This window comes from Streptomyces sp. NPDC051636 (genome assembly GCF_044453765.1).
Classification (GTDB): Bacteria; Actinomycetota; Actinomycetes; order Streptomycetales; family Streptomycetaceae; genus Streptomyces.
On the sequence record NZ_JBITDA010000037.1, the window covers coordinates 1 to 16,171 of the forward strand.

Below are 16,171 nucleotides of genomic sequence, written 5' to 3' on the forward strand. Positions count from 1 at the left end.
TCCAGACTCGAAAGAGGACTCAGCAGGGACGACGACCTCACTCACGCCTACCGCGACTGGCTTCAAGCCGCTTGACAGCAATAGGAGCATCAACGCTCCGCGGGCCCTGGGACAGAGGCCGGCACGGGCCGCCCCGGCGGAACCGGCCACGGCGGATTGTGTACGACTTGAGGGGGCCCCGGGTGTGCGCGGGGGGCGCCGTGGGGGTGCGTGTCGTACTGTCACACCGGTTGCGGCGGGCCCGGGGCACGTTCTCCCTCCTGCGTCGACACCACGTGTGCGGAAGCTGTGGACCACCTGGTGACGGCGCGCGGTCGCGATGTGCGAATGCCGGGAGTCGACTTTCACGGAACCTTTTCCCGGGGTGGCCAGAAGGCGCCTTGTTTCGTCAACTCCCGGCACCGCAAGGTTGTTTGAGCACCAGCGCATCAGGAGTCACAAGCACGCTGCTTGACCCGGCCGCTCCACCGTGTCCGGGCACTGACGGGGGAACTGATGCGGTGCGCTCGGCCGCCGCCGTCCATGCGCGGACCGTCTGCCGCACCGATCCGGAACATGTCCCTCCGCTAGCTGTCTCTTGGTGCCTTCGTCCGGTGCCCGAGACAGGGATAGGAGGGGGAAAGCCGATGAGCGCGCCGAGCGCCGCCAAGCCGACGTATCCCGGTGTCTACGTCGAAGAGCTTCCCAGCAGCACCCGCACCATCTCGACCCTGACCACATCGGTGACCGCGTTCGTGGGCCACACCCGACGTGGTCCGCTGAACGAACCGGTACGCGTCACCAGCTTCGCGGAGTTCGAGCGCCGCTTCGGCGGCCTGAGCGCGAAGAGCGCCGTGGGCTACGCGGTCCACCAGTTCTTCGGCAACGGCGGCTCCGTCGCCGTCGTCGTCCGCGTCACCAAGGCCGGCAGCGGCAAGGCCGCCGGCGTCACCCTGGAGTCCACCGAGGGCCACAGCGAGAGCCGGGTCCTCGAGGTGCGCGCCAAGGAGCCCGGCGTGTGGGGCAACGGGCTGCGCGTCGCCGTCGACCACGACACGCCCTGCCCCGACGAGACCTTCAACCTGCGCGTGTACGACGCCCGCGGCGCGGCCCGGGAGAGCTTCACCGGCCTGTCCATGGACTCCGACAACGGCCGCTACGCGCAGACCGTGATCAATGCGGGCTCCCGGCTGATCCGCGTCGAGGTGGTCGGCGAGGGCCGCCCCGACCCCTCCGGCACCGTCTCCAAGCCGTTCGGCCACGAACTGCCCGACCTGAACGTGGACCTGACCGTCAAGATCGGTGACGTGGAGCGCGAGTTCACGCTCTACGATCCCGACTGCGACGGCGGGTCGCCGTCCTCGGTCGCCGAGTTGGCGCTGCTCCTCGAACGCAAGCTGCGGGCCCTGCCCGACGCCCCCGGCAAGCACGCCTTCGCCGGCGCCGAGGTCACCGCCTTCGGCCGGCGCCTGCAGGTGGTCGCCGGCTCCACCGACCCCGGGGACGTCGTCCGCTTCGTCGGCGAGTGCGCCAATGACCTCGGTCTGGAGGCCTCCGTCAACCCGCCCGTGTTCCCGCTCGAGGGCGGCGAGGACGGCCAGGCGCCCGGACCGCGCGACCTCATCGGCTCCGAGGCCGACAAGACCGGCATCCAGGCGCTGCGCGGCGTGGCCGACGTCAACCTCCTGGTGCTGCCCGAGCCGGCCGCGTACGAGAAGACCGAGGACGCGATCACGGTCGTCTCGGCGGCCCAGCGGCTGTGCGAGGAACGGCGGATCTTCCTGCTCGTCGACGCGCCCGGCACCTGGGTCAGCGTGGACACCGCCCGCGCCGGACTCGCCGCCTTCGACGCCGTACGCGGCAACCACGCCGCCCTGTATTTCCCGCACCTGCAGCTCACCGACCCGCTCACCGGCCGGCTGCGCTCCTTCCCGCCGTCCGGCGCGGTCGCGGGCGTCATCGCCCGTACCGACTCCGAGCGCGGCGTGTGGAAGGCGCCGGCCGGCACCGAGGCGCGGCTCGCGGGCGTGCACTCCCTCACCGTCAACCTCACCGACCGCGAGACCGGGCTGCTCAACCCGCTCGGCGTGAACTGCCTGCGCACCTACCCGGTGACCGGCCCGGTGGTGTGGGGCGCGCGCACGCTGGAGGGCTCCGACGCGCTCGACAGCGAGTGGAAGTACGTGCCGGTGCGCCGGCTCGCCCTGCACGTCGAGGAGAGCCTGCAACGCGGCCTGCAGTGGGTGGTCTTCGAGCCCAACGACGAGAACCTGTGGCAGCAGATCCGGCTCGCCGCCTCCTCGTACCTGCACACCCTGTTCCGCCAGGGCGCCTTCAAGGGCGGCACCCCGCGCGAGGCCTACTTCGTCAAGTGCGACAGCGACACGACGACCGCCGAGGACATCGAGAACGGCATCGTGAACGTCCTGGTCGGCATCGCACCGGTCCGCCCGGCGGAGTTCGTGATCGTCAAAATCCAGCAGACGTCCGGGCAGTTCGCGCTCTAGGCGCGGGGAATCGTGGAGAACTGAAGGAATCCGATGGCAGAGTTCACGATCAACGCCCATCGCTTCGACCCCTACAAGAACTTCAAGTTCCTGGTCCTGTGGGACGGTCGGACGGTCGCGGGCATCAGCAAGATCAGTCCCCTGAAGCGGACCACGGAGGTCGTCAAGCACCGGCACGGCGGCGATCCGTCGTCACCGCGCAAGTCGCCCGGCCGCTCCGAGTTCGAGGGCATCACCCTGGAGCGGGGCGTCACCCACGACCCCGAGTTCGACCGCTGGGCCAACAAGGTCTGGCAGGTCGGCGCCGGGCTCGGCTCGGAGGTGTCCCTCGCCGACTTCCGCAAGGACATAGTCATCCAGGTCCTCAACGAGGCCGGCCAGGTCGCCGTCTCGCACAAGCTCTACCGGACCTGGCCCAGCGAGTACCAGGTGCTCGGCGAACTGGACGCCAACGCCAACGCGGTGGCCATCCAGTCGCTGAAGCTCGAGTGCGAGGGCTGGGAGCGGGACTACGAGGTGCCGGAGCCCGAGGAGCCGTCCTTCCTCAACCCGGCCTGATCCGGGGGAAGCACGGGGGGAGACGATGGTGATGACCGGGGCGGCCGACTGCCTGGCCGCCTGGGAGGCCGGGGCCGGCCGCGCGCCGGCCGGGCGCGCTCTGCTGCTGCACCACGCGGCGCGCCCGGACCTGGCAGGCGACACGCAGGCCCTGCTCGCGCTGCCCGTCGGTGAGCGCGAGGCGGATCTGTTCAGCCTGCGCCGGGCGCTGTTCGGCGACCGGATGCAGGTGCGGCTGGCGTGCCGGGCGTGCGGCGAGGACATGGAGTTCGAGCTGGACGCCGGGGAGTTCGCGCGGTCACTGGCCGACAGCGGCCGCGACCCGCTCGTGCGCGTCGCGGAGAACGGCTGGGAGGTCGAGTTCCGGGTGCCGGCCGTCGCCGACCTGACGGCGGCGGCCCGGGACGCCGACCCCCGCCGGGCGCTGCTCGCGCGGTGTGTCGTGTCGGCCGTACGGAACGGGGAGCCCGTCCCGGCGTACGACCTGCCCGCCGAGGTGCAGCGCCGGATCGCCGAGGCGGCCGAGGCCGCGGACCCGGCCGCCGACGTGGCACTCAACGTCGCCTGCCCCGACTGCGGCGAGGCCACCCGGGCCGAGCTGGACATCGCCTCCTACCTGTGGACCGAACTGGACGCCTGGGCCCGGGACCTGCTTCTCGACGTCCACCTGCTCGCCACCGCCTACGGCTGGACCGAGCCGGAGATCCTGGCGCTCAGCCCGCTGCGGCGCCGCTACTACCTGGAGCTGTGTGCGGATGTCTGACCCCACCGCGGGCCGGCCGGACCGGCCGTCGCCCGACTTCCTCGACCGGCTGCTCGCCCGGCACACCCCGGCCGCCGCGCCGCGCCCCGACGTGGTGCGGTTACGGCCGAGGCTGCCCGGACCGTTCGAGCGGATCGAGGCGGTACGGGGCCGGGACGCCGACCGGGCCGGCACGGAAGCGTTGTGGCCGGTCACCGCGCCGCTCGCCGAGCGGCGCGAGGACGCGCCACGCCCGGCGGCCCGCGAGGTGCTCCGCACGGAACGGGAGCGGACGGTCGTACGGACCGAGCAGGCACCGGCGCCGGACGCCCCCGCACCTCGCCCGGCCGCACCGCCCACGGCCGAGGCACCGCTGCTGCGGCCCGTCACGTCGCTCACGCCCGGCCCGCGACCGGCGCCCGACGCCGGCCGGCGCACGACGGGACGCGGCGGTACGGAAGCAGCACTCACCCAGAGCGCGGTGTCCGTACCGACCCCCCCGGGTACGGACACCGCTCCCCGCGCCACCGGGCCCACCGCCCCTCGGCCGAGCGCCGCCGACACGGCCGCCGCGCGCGACGCCGTGCGCCAGGCAGCGGCCCGGCGCACCGGACGCGGCACCGAGCAGGTGGTGCAGGTGCAGATCGGGCGCCTGGAGGTCACGGCCGCCGAGCCGCCCCGCGGCGGCGGACGGCCGCGGCCCCGCGACACGGGACGCCCGCGGGCCACGGTGAGCCTCGCCGACTACCTGGCCGGGGGACGCGAATGACCGGCACGACCGGCCGCGCACAGCGGCCGAGCAGGACTACAGGGACCGAGGAACCGACGCCATGAGCAACGCACTTGCCATCGCCCACGTCACCCAGGCCCTCGCCCTGCTCATCGAGACGAACCTGCCGCCCGACATCGACATGGCCGTCAAGGTCGAGGCGCGCAAGCCGCCGGCCGATGCGCCGGCCGAACCGACCATCAACGTGTTCCTGTACCAGGTCACACCCAATACCTCGCAGCGGAACAACGATCTGCCGACGCGCGCCGCCGACGGCACGCTCGTCCGGCGGCCCGCTGCCGCGCTCGACCTGCACTACCTCATCAGCGCGTACGGCGAGGAGACCGAACTCGTCGGCCAGCGGCTCATCGGCTCGGTCGTACGAACCCTGCACGAGATCCCCGTGCTGCCGAAGGACGTCATCGAACTCGCCGGTGAACGGCCGTACTTGAGCGGCAGCGACCTCGCCGATGCGGCGCAGCGGGTGCGGTTCACGCCGACGGTGATGGACGTCGACGAGACGTCCAAACTCTGGGGGATGCTCCACCAGACGCCGTACTCGCTGTCCGTCGTCTACCAGGCCGCCCTGGTCTTCATCGACGGTCGCGGGACGCCCACGCCGGGCAAGCCGGTGGAGCGGCCGAACGTACGGGTGCTGCCGTTCGGGGCGCCGGGGGCGCCGGTACCGCCGGGTCCCGCCGGGCAGGCGCCCGCGAGCGAGCCCGGCGGTGGCAGGGAACCTGCTCGGGCCGCCGGCAAGGCGCCCGCCAAGGCACCCGTCGAGGCACCGGCCAAGGCGCCGGCCGAAGCGGCGGTCAAGGCCCCGGCCAGGGCGGCCGCCGCGAAGAGCGCGGGAGCCGCCGCCGAGTCACCCGCCCGCGGCCGCAGGGCGGCGAAGACGGCGCGGACCGCCCAGTCCGGGGAGAGCGCGGACGGCGGCAGGAACACCGAGAACTGAGACCACATGGGAACGACGGGGGCAGGTGAGGACATGGGGACGGACGGGGCAACACCGGTGCGGGACGCGACCGGCACGGGCGAGCACGCCCCTGCCCTCGGCGCGGAAATACGGCGCGTCATGACCCGGATCGACACCCACGCGGCGAACGCCGGCCGACGGGACCGCACAGACGTCGACGTCGACGCCGACCCGGAGGCCACCGGCGACCTCTCCGCCACCGGCGTCGTCCCCCTCGACGCGCTCGTCGCCTGCTTCGGGCTAACCGCCTTCGAGCGGGACGTCGCCCTGCTCGCCGCCGCTCCCGAGCTGGACCCCACGAGCGGCGCCCGGTGCGCCGCCGCGAGCGGGGACCCCGAGCGGACGTACCCCACGTTCTCGCTGGCGCTGGCCGCGCTCGACGCACCGCACTGGAGCGCGCTCACGCCCGTGTCGCCGCTGCGCCGCTGGCGGATCGTCGAACTCGACGACGAGACACGGCTCACGACGTCCCGGCTCCGGCTCGACGAACGCCTCCTGCACTTCCTGCTCGGCTCGCCCTACCTGGACACCCGGCTGCACGGCCGGCTGCGCCCCACCCCGGTCCCGGACCGGCTGCCACCGTCGTACGACCAGGCCGTCAGCGGGGTGGTGGCGGGCTGGTCGGACGGCGCGCGCCCGGACGCGCCGCTGCTCGTCGAACTGGTCGGCGGCGATCCGCGCAGCCGCGCCGACATCGCCGCCGCCGCGGCGGCCCGCACCGGGCTCGGCCTGTACGCGATGGGCGCCGAGGACATCCCCGCCGACCCGGCCGAACGCGACCGGTTCGCCCGGCTGTGGCAGCGCGAGGCGATCCTGCTGCCCGCCGCGCTGCTCGTCGAGGCCGGTGAGCTGGACCGCGAGCAGCAGGCGGCGACGGAGGCCTTCCTCGCCGGCGCCGCCGTACCCGTCGTCGTGTCGAGTGCCGGCCCGCGCCGCACCGACCGGCCGCACGGCACACGCGTGTCCGTGCCCCGGCTGGACGACGAGGAGCAACTCGGCCTGTGGGCGGACGCGTTCCGTGACGTCGCAGGACTCGGCGAGGGCGAACTGAGGTCGCTGGTCGCGCAGTTCCAGCTTCCGCCGCACGTCGTGCGCTCCGCCGCGGCGACCGTACGGCGTGAACTGCCCGGTGAGAGTGAGCTGGACGCCGTACGGCTCGCCTGGCGGGCCGGGCTCGACGAGGCCCGCATCGGCATGGACGAACTCGGCAGGCGCATCGAACCGCAGGCCGGCTGGGACGACCTCGTCCTGCACGAGAGGCAGACGAACGTGCTGCGGGAGATCGTCGCGCACGTACGGCAGCGGGCCGTCGTCCACCAGGAGTGGGGCTTCGCCGCGACCCTGCGCCGCGGCCTCGGCGTCACCGCCCTGTTCGCGGGCGGCTCCGGCACCGGCAAGACGCTGGCCGCCGAGGTCATGGCGAAGGAACTCGGGCTGGACCTGTTCGTCATCGACCTCTCGCAGGTGGTCAGCAAGTACATCGGCGAGACCGAGAAGAACCTCCGCCGCGTCTTCGACGCCGCCGAGGCGGGCGGCGCGCTGCTGCTGTTCGACGAGGCCGACGCCCTGTTCGGCAAGCGCAGTGAGGTCAAGGACAGCCACGACCGGTACGCCAACCTGGAGGTCAGCTACCTCCTCATGCGGATGGAGGCCTACCGGGGACTCGCCATCCTCACCACCAACATGAAGAAGGCCCTGGACAACGCGTTCCTGCGGCGCATCCGCTTCGTCGTCGACTTCCCGTTCCCGGCCGAGCACGAGCGCGCCGAGATCTGGCGTCGCGTGCTGCCGCCGCAGGCCCCGGTCAAGGATCTCGACCCGGCGCTGCTCGCCCGGCTCACCGTGGCGGGCGGCTCGATCCGCAACATCGCCCTGTCCGGGGCGTTCCTGGCCGCCGAGGAGGGCGAGGCGCTGCAGATGCGCCACATGCTCGCGGCTGCCCGCACCGAATACCTCAAGCTGGAGCGCTCCTTGACGCCGACGGAGGTCCGCGGATGGGTGTGACACTGAAGGAAGTCCGCATTGAGATAGGCGAGTTGGCCCTGAGCGGGTTCCGCGCCGACCCCGACCGGGTGTCGGCGGCCTTCGAAAGCGAGCTCACCCGGCTGGTGACCGAACACGGCATGCCCGTGGAGGGCCCCTGGACGGCCGACGTGCTGTCCGGGCTGCCGCCGCTGCCCGCCGGGCTGTCCGCCCGCCGGCTCGGCCAGGAACTGGCGCGCGCGGTGCACGCGGGCCTCAGCGGCAAGGGGGAGGTGACCCGGTGAACACACGTCAACAGCAGGACAGTTCGGAGCATTCCGCCGAACAGCGCCGCCGCAAGCGCAAGGAGCGCGCCGCCAAGTCCCGCGCTCCCGAGCCGAAGAACATCGTCAGCGGCGCCGGACAGCCCCTCGACCCCGGCGTGCGCAGGGAGTTGGAGGAACGCCTCGGTCACGACCTGAGCCGCGTGCGGCTGCACACCGACCGGGACGCCGGGCATCTGACCGACATGCTCGGCGCCGACGCGGTCGCCGTCGGCCAGGACATCTTCTTCGGCGAGGGCGCGTACGTGCCGGGCACGGACGAGGGCCGCCGCCTCCTCGCCCACGAACTCCTGCACACCGTCCAGAACCCGCACGGCCTCGGCACCCTGCGCGCGGGCCGCGAACTGGGCGCGGTCAGCCTGCCGCAGCAGTCGATCGAGCGGGAGGCGGAGACGGCGGCACAGGACGTCGCACGGGAACAGCAGCCCGACGCCGGCACGGCGGACGTGGAAGGTGACCAGGCCACACCCGGCTGGCTGCGGTACGCCACCGTCGACGCCGACCGCCGCCGCATGGAGCAACTGGACCCCGCGACGCTGGTCGACCGCCTGGCCAACGGCCTCCTGCGCTCGCTGCGCGGCGACCCGGAGGACCGCTCGGGCCGCGTCAGGCTCCAACTGGCCCGGATGGCCCCGCAGGTGCAGGACAGCGTCCTGGACCGACTGGAAGTACGACTCCCGGCGCCGGCTCTGGACCACCTGCTGGAACTGGTGGAGGAGACGCAGGTAGCGGGCCCGCTGCCGCTGGACGCCGCCGCGGCTCCGCACGCGGTGCCGGGTGCGGGGGAGGAGATCGCGGAAGAACGCGAGGCAGCCGCGGACCGGGCCGGGGAGACCCCGGCGGGACACGACGGGCGAGAGGGCGCCGAGGCAGGCAAGGGCGACAAGGGATCGAACGAGGGTCCGCAGGGCGAGAAGCCCGACCGCGAGGAGCCCGCGTCCGGCGACCGCGGGGACGCCCCGGGCGGTACCGGAACCGGGCCTGGGTCGGCTTCCCGCGAGCAGCGGGGCAGGGACCAGCAGGACCAGTCACAGTCGCAGCAGGAGCGCACGCAGGAGCAGCGGGCCGAGAAGGACGACTCCGGCCGGGAGGCTCAGCAGGACGCCGCCGACGAGCGCAAGGGCGAGCAGGAGGGTCGGCAGGCCCAGCAGAACCAGGACGCGCAGGACGAGCGGGACGCCCAGGAAGAGGCGGGCGGCCCGCAGGACGAGGCCGCGCAGGAGGCCGACAAGCAGGGTGGCGAACAGGAGCAGCGTCCGTCGGAGGGCACGGGAGGGGAGGTGTCCGGCCGTCGGGCGGCCCAGGCACCGACGGCCGTGGACCGCAGCGGCGCCGAGCCGGGCGAGAGGTCCCGTACCGGCGTCGGCCCGGCCGCGTCGCGAGCCGTCGGCGATCCGGAGAACGAACAGGACGCCGACGACGAGCCGTTGGGCCTGGAGCCCGAATCCGCGGAGGAAGACGTCGAGCAGGAACCCGGCGCCGACGGGGAAGGCGCCGGCGCATCCGACGCCGACACCGCCCCGTCCGGTGAGGACGCGGCAGACGATCCGCGGTTGTTCGAGCGGCGCAGGCGGGGAGCGCTCCGCGCCCCGGCGCTGTCCTTTTCCGGCGGTCCGACGGCCCCGGACGAGGCGCAGGACACGGCGGAAGCCGAGGCCGGATCGGACGTCCCCGAGCGCACCGACGAGGACGACTCCGAGGACCGCACCGTCCAGGAGATGTGGGACGTCATGGCGACGGACCCGGACTCCGCCGGTGACGGCGACGGTGACGGCGCGGCCTCGGGCGCGTCGGTTTCTGGGCCGCTGGGTACATCCGCGTCGGTCGCCGGGAAGGACGCGGAGAAGCAGCGGGCGGAGGAGCGCCAGGAGGACGCCGAGGCGGCGCGCCGCGAGGAGGAGGCGCGCACCGCCGACGGTGCCGGGCGGGATACCGTTCCCGGTCCCGGCGATGCGGCCGGGCCCGAGCAGTTGGCCAAGGCGGACGAGGACGCCCGCCGGCAGTCGGTCGGTTCGGCGTCGGGCGCCAAGGGCGCGGCGGACAGCGGAGGAGCGGACCGGGCAGGGGAGTCGGGCACGTCCGGCCGTGGCCGGACGGAGGCCGGAGCCGGCAAGGAATCCGACCAGCAGCCGGGCAGGAGCACGGACCAGTCTCAGCGGGGCCCGGATCAGTCCCAGCGCGGCCCGGGCCGGGACGGAAACGCGACGGGCCGGGACGGAAGCGGCACGGACCGGGGCAGGGACGGCGCGGAGCAGGACCAGGAGCAGGGCGGTGCCGACACCGCACCGACGACGCCCGGCAGCGGCGGCCGGGACATGACCGAGGGCGCGGGCCCCGCCACGAGCCCCGGCCCCGCGACCGGTCCTGACAAGGTCTCCACCCCGGGACCCGCCGCCGCCCCGAAACTGGCCTCGGGGAACGGCCCTTCGCCCATGTCCGCGGGCCCCGAGCCGAAGACCAACACCCCCAGGCCCACGGAGGCCGCGGGGTCCGGCGGGTCCAAGGGCGCGAAGCCCCGGCCCACGCCCAAGGCACGTCAGGCGGCACGGCAGGCCACGCGGAACACCCGCCGCGGCGGGGGAGGAGGCGGCCGTACGGCGTCCGCACCCGCCCCCGTGCGGTCCGGAGGCCGCGGCGGCCGCCCCGCACCGGCCGCCGGCTCCAAGCCCAAGAAGGAGGCCCCGGCCCCGGACGTCTCCAACGCCACGCCCGAGTCCGGCCTGGCCACGGCCGGATCGCTCAAGCCCCACCAGGCCCTGGACACCCTGAAGGGTGTCGACGGCGCGGTCGGCCGCTCCGTCGACAAGGAACGCTCGGCCCTGCGCAAGGCCCCGCCGAGGACGCAGCGGCCGTCCGGCTCACCCCGCACCGTCCCCGGCGGTCCGAAGGCGGCGGCCCCCGGCACCTACACCGACGCCAAGGTCGCCCGCACCCAGGCGGCCCCGGGCAAGACCCCCGAGATCACCGGCGAGCAGAAGCCGGAAGGCGACGTGCCCGGTGCGAACGTGCCCGAGCCGAGCTGGTGGGACATCGCCGTCACGATCGGCGCCCAGCTGTTCGGCAAGCTGCTCAAGGAGATCCTTCCGCTCGACGACCTGATCGACTCGATCCTGGGACTCCCGACCAAGGACGAAGGGCTGAAGAACGCCCGCGTCGGCGACGCCCCGAGGCTGCCGCTGGAGAACGACTCGGATCCGCAACGCACCGACGAGCAGGGCCAGAAGCTCGACGAGCGCAAGAACGAGCTCCACCGCTCCGGACGCGAGGACGCCGCCCGTCCGATGGGCGAGGACCAGATCTACCCGGACGTGCCCAAGGAGACCCTGACCGGCAAGGTGCCCGGCGGGAAGAAGTCCGCGGGCGCCGGCGGCACCAAGTCGGTGTCCGGCGGCGGGGTGCCGATCGAGTCCGCGTCCGCCGTGGCCGAGCACGACCGCGGCCCGCAGATCCGGGCGGGCTTCGCGCAGGGCCGGCAGAAGATGACCCAGGAGCGCCAGGCCAAGGACAAGAAGGCCGCGCAGGACCGCGACAAGCACGACCAGGACCTCCAGCGCGAGGTGTCCGCCAGCGGCAGGAAGCAGGCCGACGCCCGTGACAAGGGCCGCTCCGACATCGCCGACTCCCGCGACAAGTGGCGCAAGGAGCAGGACGACAAGGTCGCGGAGATCGACGGAAAGAAGGGCAAGAAGTACGACCAGGTCCGCAAGGACATCAAGGACAAGGACGAAAAGACCGAGAAGGACGTCGACAAGCGGACCGAGGACGACAACAAGAAGATCGAGGACGAGGAGACCAACGCCGAGCGCGAGGCGGAGCGGAAGCAGGAGGAGGGCAGGAACGACGCCGACAACTGGCTCGAAGAGGCCATCGAGAAGCTGAAGCAGTTCTTCGAGGAACTGAAGAACGCCATCAAGAGCGTCTTCGAGAAGGCCCGCCAGGCGGTCACCGACCTCATCGACAAGTTCAAGCAGCAGGTCTTCAAGCTCATCGACGACGCCCGCAACTGGGTCATCGATCAGATCAACAAGTTCGCGGACGCGCTGATCGCCCTCGGCGACGAACTCCTCGCCGACTACCCGGCGATGCGCGACAAGTGGCGCGACACCATCGACGGCGCGCGGGACTGGGCGGTCCAGAAGGTGAACGAGGCCGCGGACGCACTGAAGGAGGTCGCGGGCAAGCTCCTCGACGGCCTGTGCGGCGCACTCCTGGCCGGCCTGGACGCCCTGGAGGGCGGCCTGCTGGCAGCGGTCGACATCGCCGAAACGGTCACCGTCGGCGCGCTGGAGTTCGGCGCCGCCGCCGTCGCCGCGCTCGGTGAGTGGGCGGCCATCTTCAACGACATCGTCTCCGACCCGGGCGACTGGATCAGCAAGGCCGGGGCTGCCGCCGAGACCGGCGCCAAGGAGCACCTGTTCGACGAGATCAAAACCGCGGTCAAGGCCTGGTTCAACCAGAAGGTCCAGGAGATCATCGGCATCCCGCCCGAGGACTTCCAGGAACTGCTGGACGGCGGCGTCTCCGCGGAGGAGATGGGCCAGATGGCCTGGGACGCGGCGCTGCCACAACTCCCCGTCATCATCGGCGTGATGGTCGTCGAGAAGGTCGTCGCCAAGCTGATCCCCGGCGCCGGCTGGGTCATGGCCGTCATCGACGCCCTCCAGACCGCCTGGGGCGCGCTCAGTGAAATCCTGGCCGCCTTCGGCCTGTTCATGGACTTCCTGAAGTCGGTCAAGAGCGGCAACGGCGCCCTGCCGTTCGCGAAGGCGGTCGCCGCCGGCGTCGTCGCCCTGCTGGAGCTCGTCTACCAGTTCCTCATCGAGGGCGTCAGCCGCTTCATGGGCAAGGTCGCCGACCGGATCGGTGACCTGCTGAAGAAGATCCGCGGAAAGAAGAACAAGCCGGGCGGTGCGGACGCACCGGACCAGCCGGGCGCCCCCGGCAAGCCGAAGGCGGACAAGCCCAAGGACGACGAACCGAGGGACGACAGGCCGAAGGACGACGAGCGCGGCGACGGCCGGGACGACCGCCCGGCCCCCCGCAAGCCGTCCCCGGACAAGGCGTCCCGCCCCGCGTCCAAGCCCCGCCCGGGCAAGCGCCCTTCCCCGGAGAAGAAGCCGCGCCCCGGCCACACCACCAGGCCGAGGAAGCGCCGTGACGACGATGAACGACGTGAAGAAGGCCGCGACGTCAACGCCGCGCGGCGTCGGGCGCGGGACGCGGAACGCAGGACGCGCGACGAGGACCGGGACGGCCGAACCGGCGGCCCCGCCCGCCGCGGCCCGGCCCGTGACACGCTCCGCAAGGACGGGCGCCGCCCCGGCACGGACGACCGGGACCGCGATCCCAAGGACACGCGGCCCGGGGACCGGCGTACGGACGACAGCCACGGCCCCGACGCCGAGCGCCGCACGGACAACGACCGCAAGGACGACCGACGCCACGACAAGGACCGGGACCACGACAAGGGCCGGGACCGGGACCCCGACAAGGACCGCCGCCCCGGCCGGATCCGGCGTGCCCGCCAGACAGTGAAGGCGGCTGCCCGCCGAGCCCGTCGTGCGGCCCGCAAGCTCTACGGCAAGGCCCGCCGCCGCCTCGGCCGCCGCTTGAACGACCGCCTGCGGCGTCTGCGTGACCTGTGGCGCCGCCGCAGGGACCGCACGCGCGACGACCACTCCCGCCGCCGCCCGGGCCGGGACCGCCGCCGTGACCGGCGTGACGACAACACGGAGCCGGTGGACCTGCCGAAGGTGCGGTTCGCCGACGCCGACGACGGTGAGCGGCACACGCTGATGTTCCACGGCAGGGGCCCACGGGCGCCCATGTACATCCACAGCACGCCGCAGGAGGTCCCGCCGTTCATGGCGGACTGGCGCAAAGACCTGGGGAGGCCGGAGGCCGAGAAGGACAGGGCGAAGCAGCAGGGGTACGTGGACGCGGCCGAGAACGAGTACCAGGAAGCGTTGAAGATCCAGGCCCGGATCCCGGTGGAGACGGACAAGGAGAAGAAGAAGCGGGAGGCCGAGAAGAACAAGAGGGAGCTGGCGCGGCAGATGAAAAAATTCGCCAACGAGGCCCGCAATCGGCTCTACTTCGACATTCCCGAAGAGCGACTCCAGACCTTCGCCCACCTCTCGCTCGGTCCCCAGCAGCGGCGACCGGACGAGGACCATGAATCCAAGTTCATCGGCACCCCGTCGAAGACGGTCTTCGGAGGCGGCGGTGAGGACGCCAACCGAGCCCCCTTGGGACAGCCACCCGGCTGGACCGATGTCGTGAACCGCGGCCTGAGCGAAGGATCCCGCTGGGTCCGTATGCACCTGCTGCCGGAGCGGATCGGCGGCAGGGCCACGGGGAACAACCTGGTGCCGGCACGTGGCCAGGAGACGAACCTGAACGCCCTGCGAGGAATCGAGGATGAGGCGTACAACGCGATCGGGGACACGGAGACCCTTATCTGGTACCACTCCGGCGCGAAATTCAACCATCCCGACTGGCCTCATCTGCCGAGCTACATCTATGCGAAGTACGGCGGCTACGAAAAGGTCGGCGGAACCGGCAAGCGCTGGGAGGACTGGCGGGAGAAGGGCCTGACGACACCCTGGGACCAGAGCCCCGATCCGATCGCCGCGAACGAGAAGACGCGCCTGTCCATCAACGCCGTCGGCGCCCCCACCGTCCAGGTCAGGCTGCTCGGCGGCAATCACCCGCGCCTCGCGGATCACTTCGTCAAGGCTCGCAACAAGCTGCTCGCCTCGGGCCGCAGGCTGACGAAGGCAGGCGGAGGGCCCCAGCTGAGGCGGGTGGTGAAGGACTACGCCCGGGGAACCAATATCTCCCTGGAAGGCCTGGATGTCATGGTGGCCAAGTACGAACAGTTGATTGACGAGAACGAAGTGAGCTGGACTGTGTCATGACGGCGAACAACGAAGAAGAATTCCGGTACCCGTTCGAAGAGCGCTGTGCCAAGGTTCTCCAGGAGATCAGGGAGACCACCGAATTCGAGGTGCATCTGGCGCAACTGGATGAGATCGTCTGGGCCCTCGACGTTGCCGAGACGGTCTTCGAGGAACTCGCGGAGGAAGAAGACCTGCCGCTGAGCCGCCGGGTCCAGGAGTACTTCTTCCGCTACGGCGCGGTCGAGGCGGCCTGGCGGTCCCGGCGTCCCGACACGGCACTCGTCGGCGAGTTCAAGCTCCACCACATCATGAGCGCGGTCGCCGGCAAGCGCATGACGAAATTCTGGAGGGGCGAGGACGACGCGGAGCGCGCCCTGTACAACGACCTCCGGATCGTCGACGACACCCCCCAGACCGGCTCCGGCCGCATGGCCCTGCTGCGTGCAACCCCCGGAGCCACCGACCCCCAGGTGTGGTTCTTCGACATGCGTCAGGGCGCCGTGCGCATGGAGCTGGACTACCCGGCCTACCTGGAGACCCTGCTCGTCACCAAGGGCGTCATCGGCTGGCAGTACCTGTACTGCGCGCCCGAGGACTGCGGCATGGGGTTCATCCCGCTGGTGGACGGACTGAAGGAAATGCTCGACGTCTTCCCCCGCCTCTTCCCCGACCACGACTACACCGACCTGCGCGCCCGGCTGGAGGCACGCCTGTGACCCGCTACCCCGACATCCCCAAACCCATCCGCTCCGGCATAGTCGTCGTCGCCCCCGACACCGGCGCCCCGCAGCGCGTCATCGTGCTGCAGTTCAACCCGGACACCCTGGAGCGGAGCGTGTCCCCGCAGTCGGCCGGCGACAGTGGAGACGCGGGAGGCGGTGGGGCCGGCAGCGGTGATCGCAACGAGGCCCTCCGCCTCAAGGGGCCCGCCCAGGAGACCTGGAAGTTCACCGCCGAGATCGACGCGACCGACCAGTTGGAGGTCGCCGCCCCCGACGGGATCCACCCGCAGCTCGCCACCCTCGAGATGCTCGTGCAGCCCACCACCGCCCAACTGCGCGAGTCCATGCGGCTGTCCAAGCAGGGCGCCATCGAGATCAGCCCGATCGAGATGCCGCTCACCCTGTTTACCTGGGGCAGCAAGCGCGTCATGCCGGTGCGGCTGACCGAGCTGTCCGTCAACGAGTCCGCCTTCGACGTCAACCTCAACCCGATCCGCGCGTCCCTCAGCATCGGCATGAAGATCCTCACCGTCAGCGACCTGCCCGCCGGGCACCGCGGCGCCGACCTGTACATGGCGCACCTCGCGCAGAAGGAGCGGCTCGCCGCCGCCGCACGGCACGGCGGCACCGGCTCCCTCGGCCTCGGAGGCATCGGCGGGTTCGGCGGCACCGCGGCGGCACCCGGCACATCGTTCAGGAGGGCCTGA

10 protein-coding genes are annotated in these 16,171 nt (G+C 72.2%); all 10 read left to right on the top strand.

Going from position 1 to position 16,171, the window contains the following annotated elements; translation table 11 throughout:
* Positions 1–626 precede the first annotated feature (626 nt).
* The 10 genes from ACIBBH_RS37765 to ACIBBH_RS37810 all read left to right on the top strand — a co-directional run bounded on the left by ACIBBH_RS37765 (position 627) and on the right by ACIBBH_RS37810 (position 16,171).
* Positions 627–2,486, top strand: a complete 1,860-nt coding sequence (locus ACIBBH_RS37765) for a phage tail sheath family protein (RefSeq protein WP_399412713.1) — start codon at positions 627–629, stop codon at positions 2,484–2,486.
* Between the two features lie 33 nt (positions 2,487–2,519).
* The gene (locus ACIBBH_RS37770) at positions 2,520–3,044 is read left to right on the top strand and encodes a phage tail protein (protein WP_399412715.1); all 525 of its coding nucleotides are present in this window, start codon (positions 2,520–2,522) and stop codon (positions 3,042–3,044) included.
* 25 nt (positions 3,045–3,069) lie between these two features.
* Positions 3,070–3,807: a hypothetical protein gene (locus ACIBBH_RS37775; protein WP_399412717.1), complete on the top strand. Its 738-nt coding sequence runs from the start codon at positions 3,070–3,072 to the stop codon at positions 3,805–3,807.
* Complete coding sequence (locus ACIBBH_RS37780; RefSeq protein ID WP_399412719.1) at positions 3,800–4,555, top strand: hypothetical protein; 756 nt, start codon at positions 3,800–3,802, stop codon at positions 4,553–4,555. The genes ACIBBH_RS37775 and ACIBBH_RS37780 overlap by 8 nt, the downstream gene beginning before the upstream one ends.
* A gap of 61 nt (positions 4,556–4,616) precedes the next feature.
* Positions 4,617–5,513 carry a DUF4255 domain-containing protein gene (locus tag ACIBBH_RS37785; RefSeq protein ID WP_399412721.1) on the top strand — a complete coding sequence of 299 codons (897 nt, stop codon included), beginning with the start codon at positions 4,617–4,619 and terminating at the stop codon, positions 5,511–5,513.
* A gap of 33 nt (positions 5,514–5,546) precedes the next feature.
* On the top strand, positions 5,547–7,538 hold the full coding sequence (locus tag ACIBBH_RS37790) for an ATP-binding protein (RefSeq protein WP_399412722.1): 1,992 nt from the start codon (positions 5,547–5,549) through the stop codon (positions 7,536–7,538).
* On the top strand, positions 7,529–7,801 hold the full coding sequence (locus ACIBBH_RS37795; protein ID WP_399412724.1) for a hypothetical protein: 273 nt from the start codon (positions 7,529–7,531) through the stop codon (positions 7,799–7,801). The genes ACIBBH_RS37790 and ACIBBH_RS37795 overlap by 10 nt, the downstream gene beginning before the upstream one ends.
* On the top strand, positions 7,798–14,760 hold the full coding sequence (locus ACIBBH_RS37800) for a DUF4157 domain-containing protein (protein ID WP_399412726.1): 6,963 nt from the start codon (positions 7,798–7,800) through the stop codon (positions 14,758–14,760). Before ACIBBH_RS37795 ends, ACIBBH_RS37800 begins: the two co-directional genes overlap by 4 nt.
* Entirely contained in the window at positions 14,757–15,458 is a 702-nt protein-coding gene (locus ACIBBH_RS37805) for a hypothetical protein (RefSeq protein ID WP_399412728.1), read from the top strand. The genes ACIBBH_RS37800 and ACIBBH_RS37805 overlap by 4 nt, the downstream gene beginning before the upstream one ends.
* Positions 15,455–16,171, top strand: a complete 717-nt coding sequence (locus ACIBBH_RS37810) for a hypothetical protein (protein WP_399412730.1) — start codon at positions 15,455–15,457, stop codon at positions 16,169–16,171. Before ACIBBH_RS37805 ends, ACIBBH_RS37810 begins: the two co-directional genes overlap by 4 nt.

Coding starts and splice junctions, on each gene's coding strand:
- ACIBBH_RS37775 (WP_399412717.1), top strand. CDS start 3,070: ATGGTGATGACCGGGGCGGCCGACTGCCTGGCCGCCTGGGAGGCCGGG.
- ACIBBH_RS37795 (WP_399412724.1), top strand. CDS start 7,529: ATGGGTGTGACACTGAAGGAAGTCCGCATTGAGATAGGCGAGTTGGCC.
- ACIBBH_RS37805 (WP_399412728.1), top strand. CDS start 14,757: ATGACGGCGAACAACGAAGAAGAATTCCGGTACCCGTTCGAAGAGCGC.
- ACIBBH_RS37785 (WP_399412721.1), top strand. CDS start 4,617: ATGAGCAACGCACTTGCCATCGCCCACGTCACCCAGGCCCTCGCCCTG.
- ACIBBH_RS37790 (WP_399412722.1), top strand. CDS start 5,547: ATGGGGACGGACGGGGCAACACCGGTGCGGGACGCGACCGGCACGGGC.
- ACIBBH_RS37770 (WP_399412715.1), top strand. CDS start 2,520: ATGGCAGAGTTCACGATCAACGCCCATCGCTTCGACCCCTACAAGAAC.
- ACIBBH_RS37780 (WP_399412719.1), top strand. CDS start 3,800: ATGTCTGACCCCACCGCGGGCCGGCCGGACCGGCCGTCGCCCGACTTC.
- ACIBBH_RS37765 (WP_399412713.1), top strand. CDS start 627: ATGAGCGCGCCGAGCGCCGCCAAGCCGACGTATCCCGGTGTCTACGTC.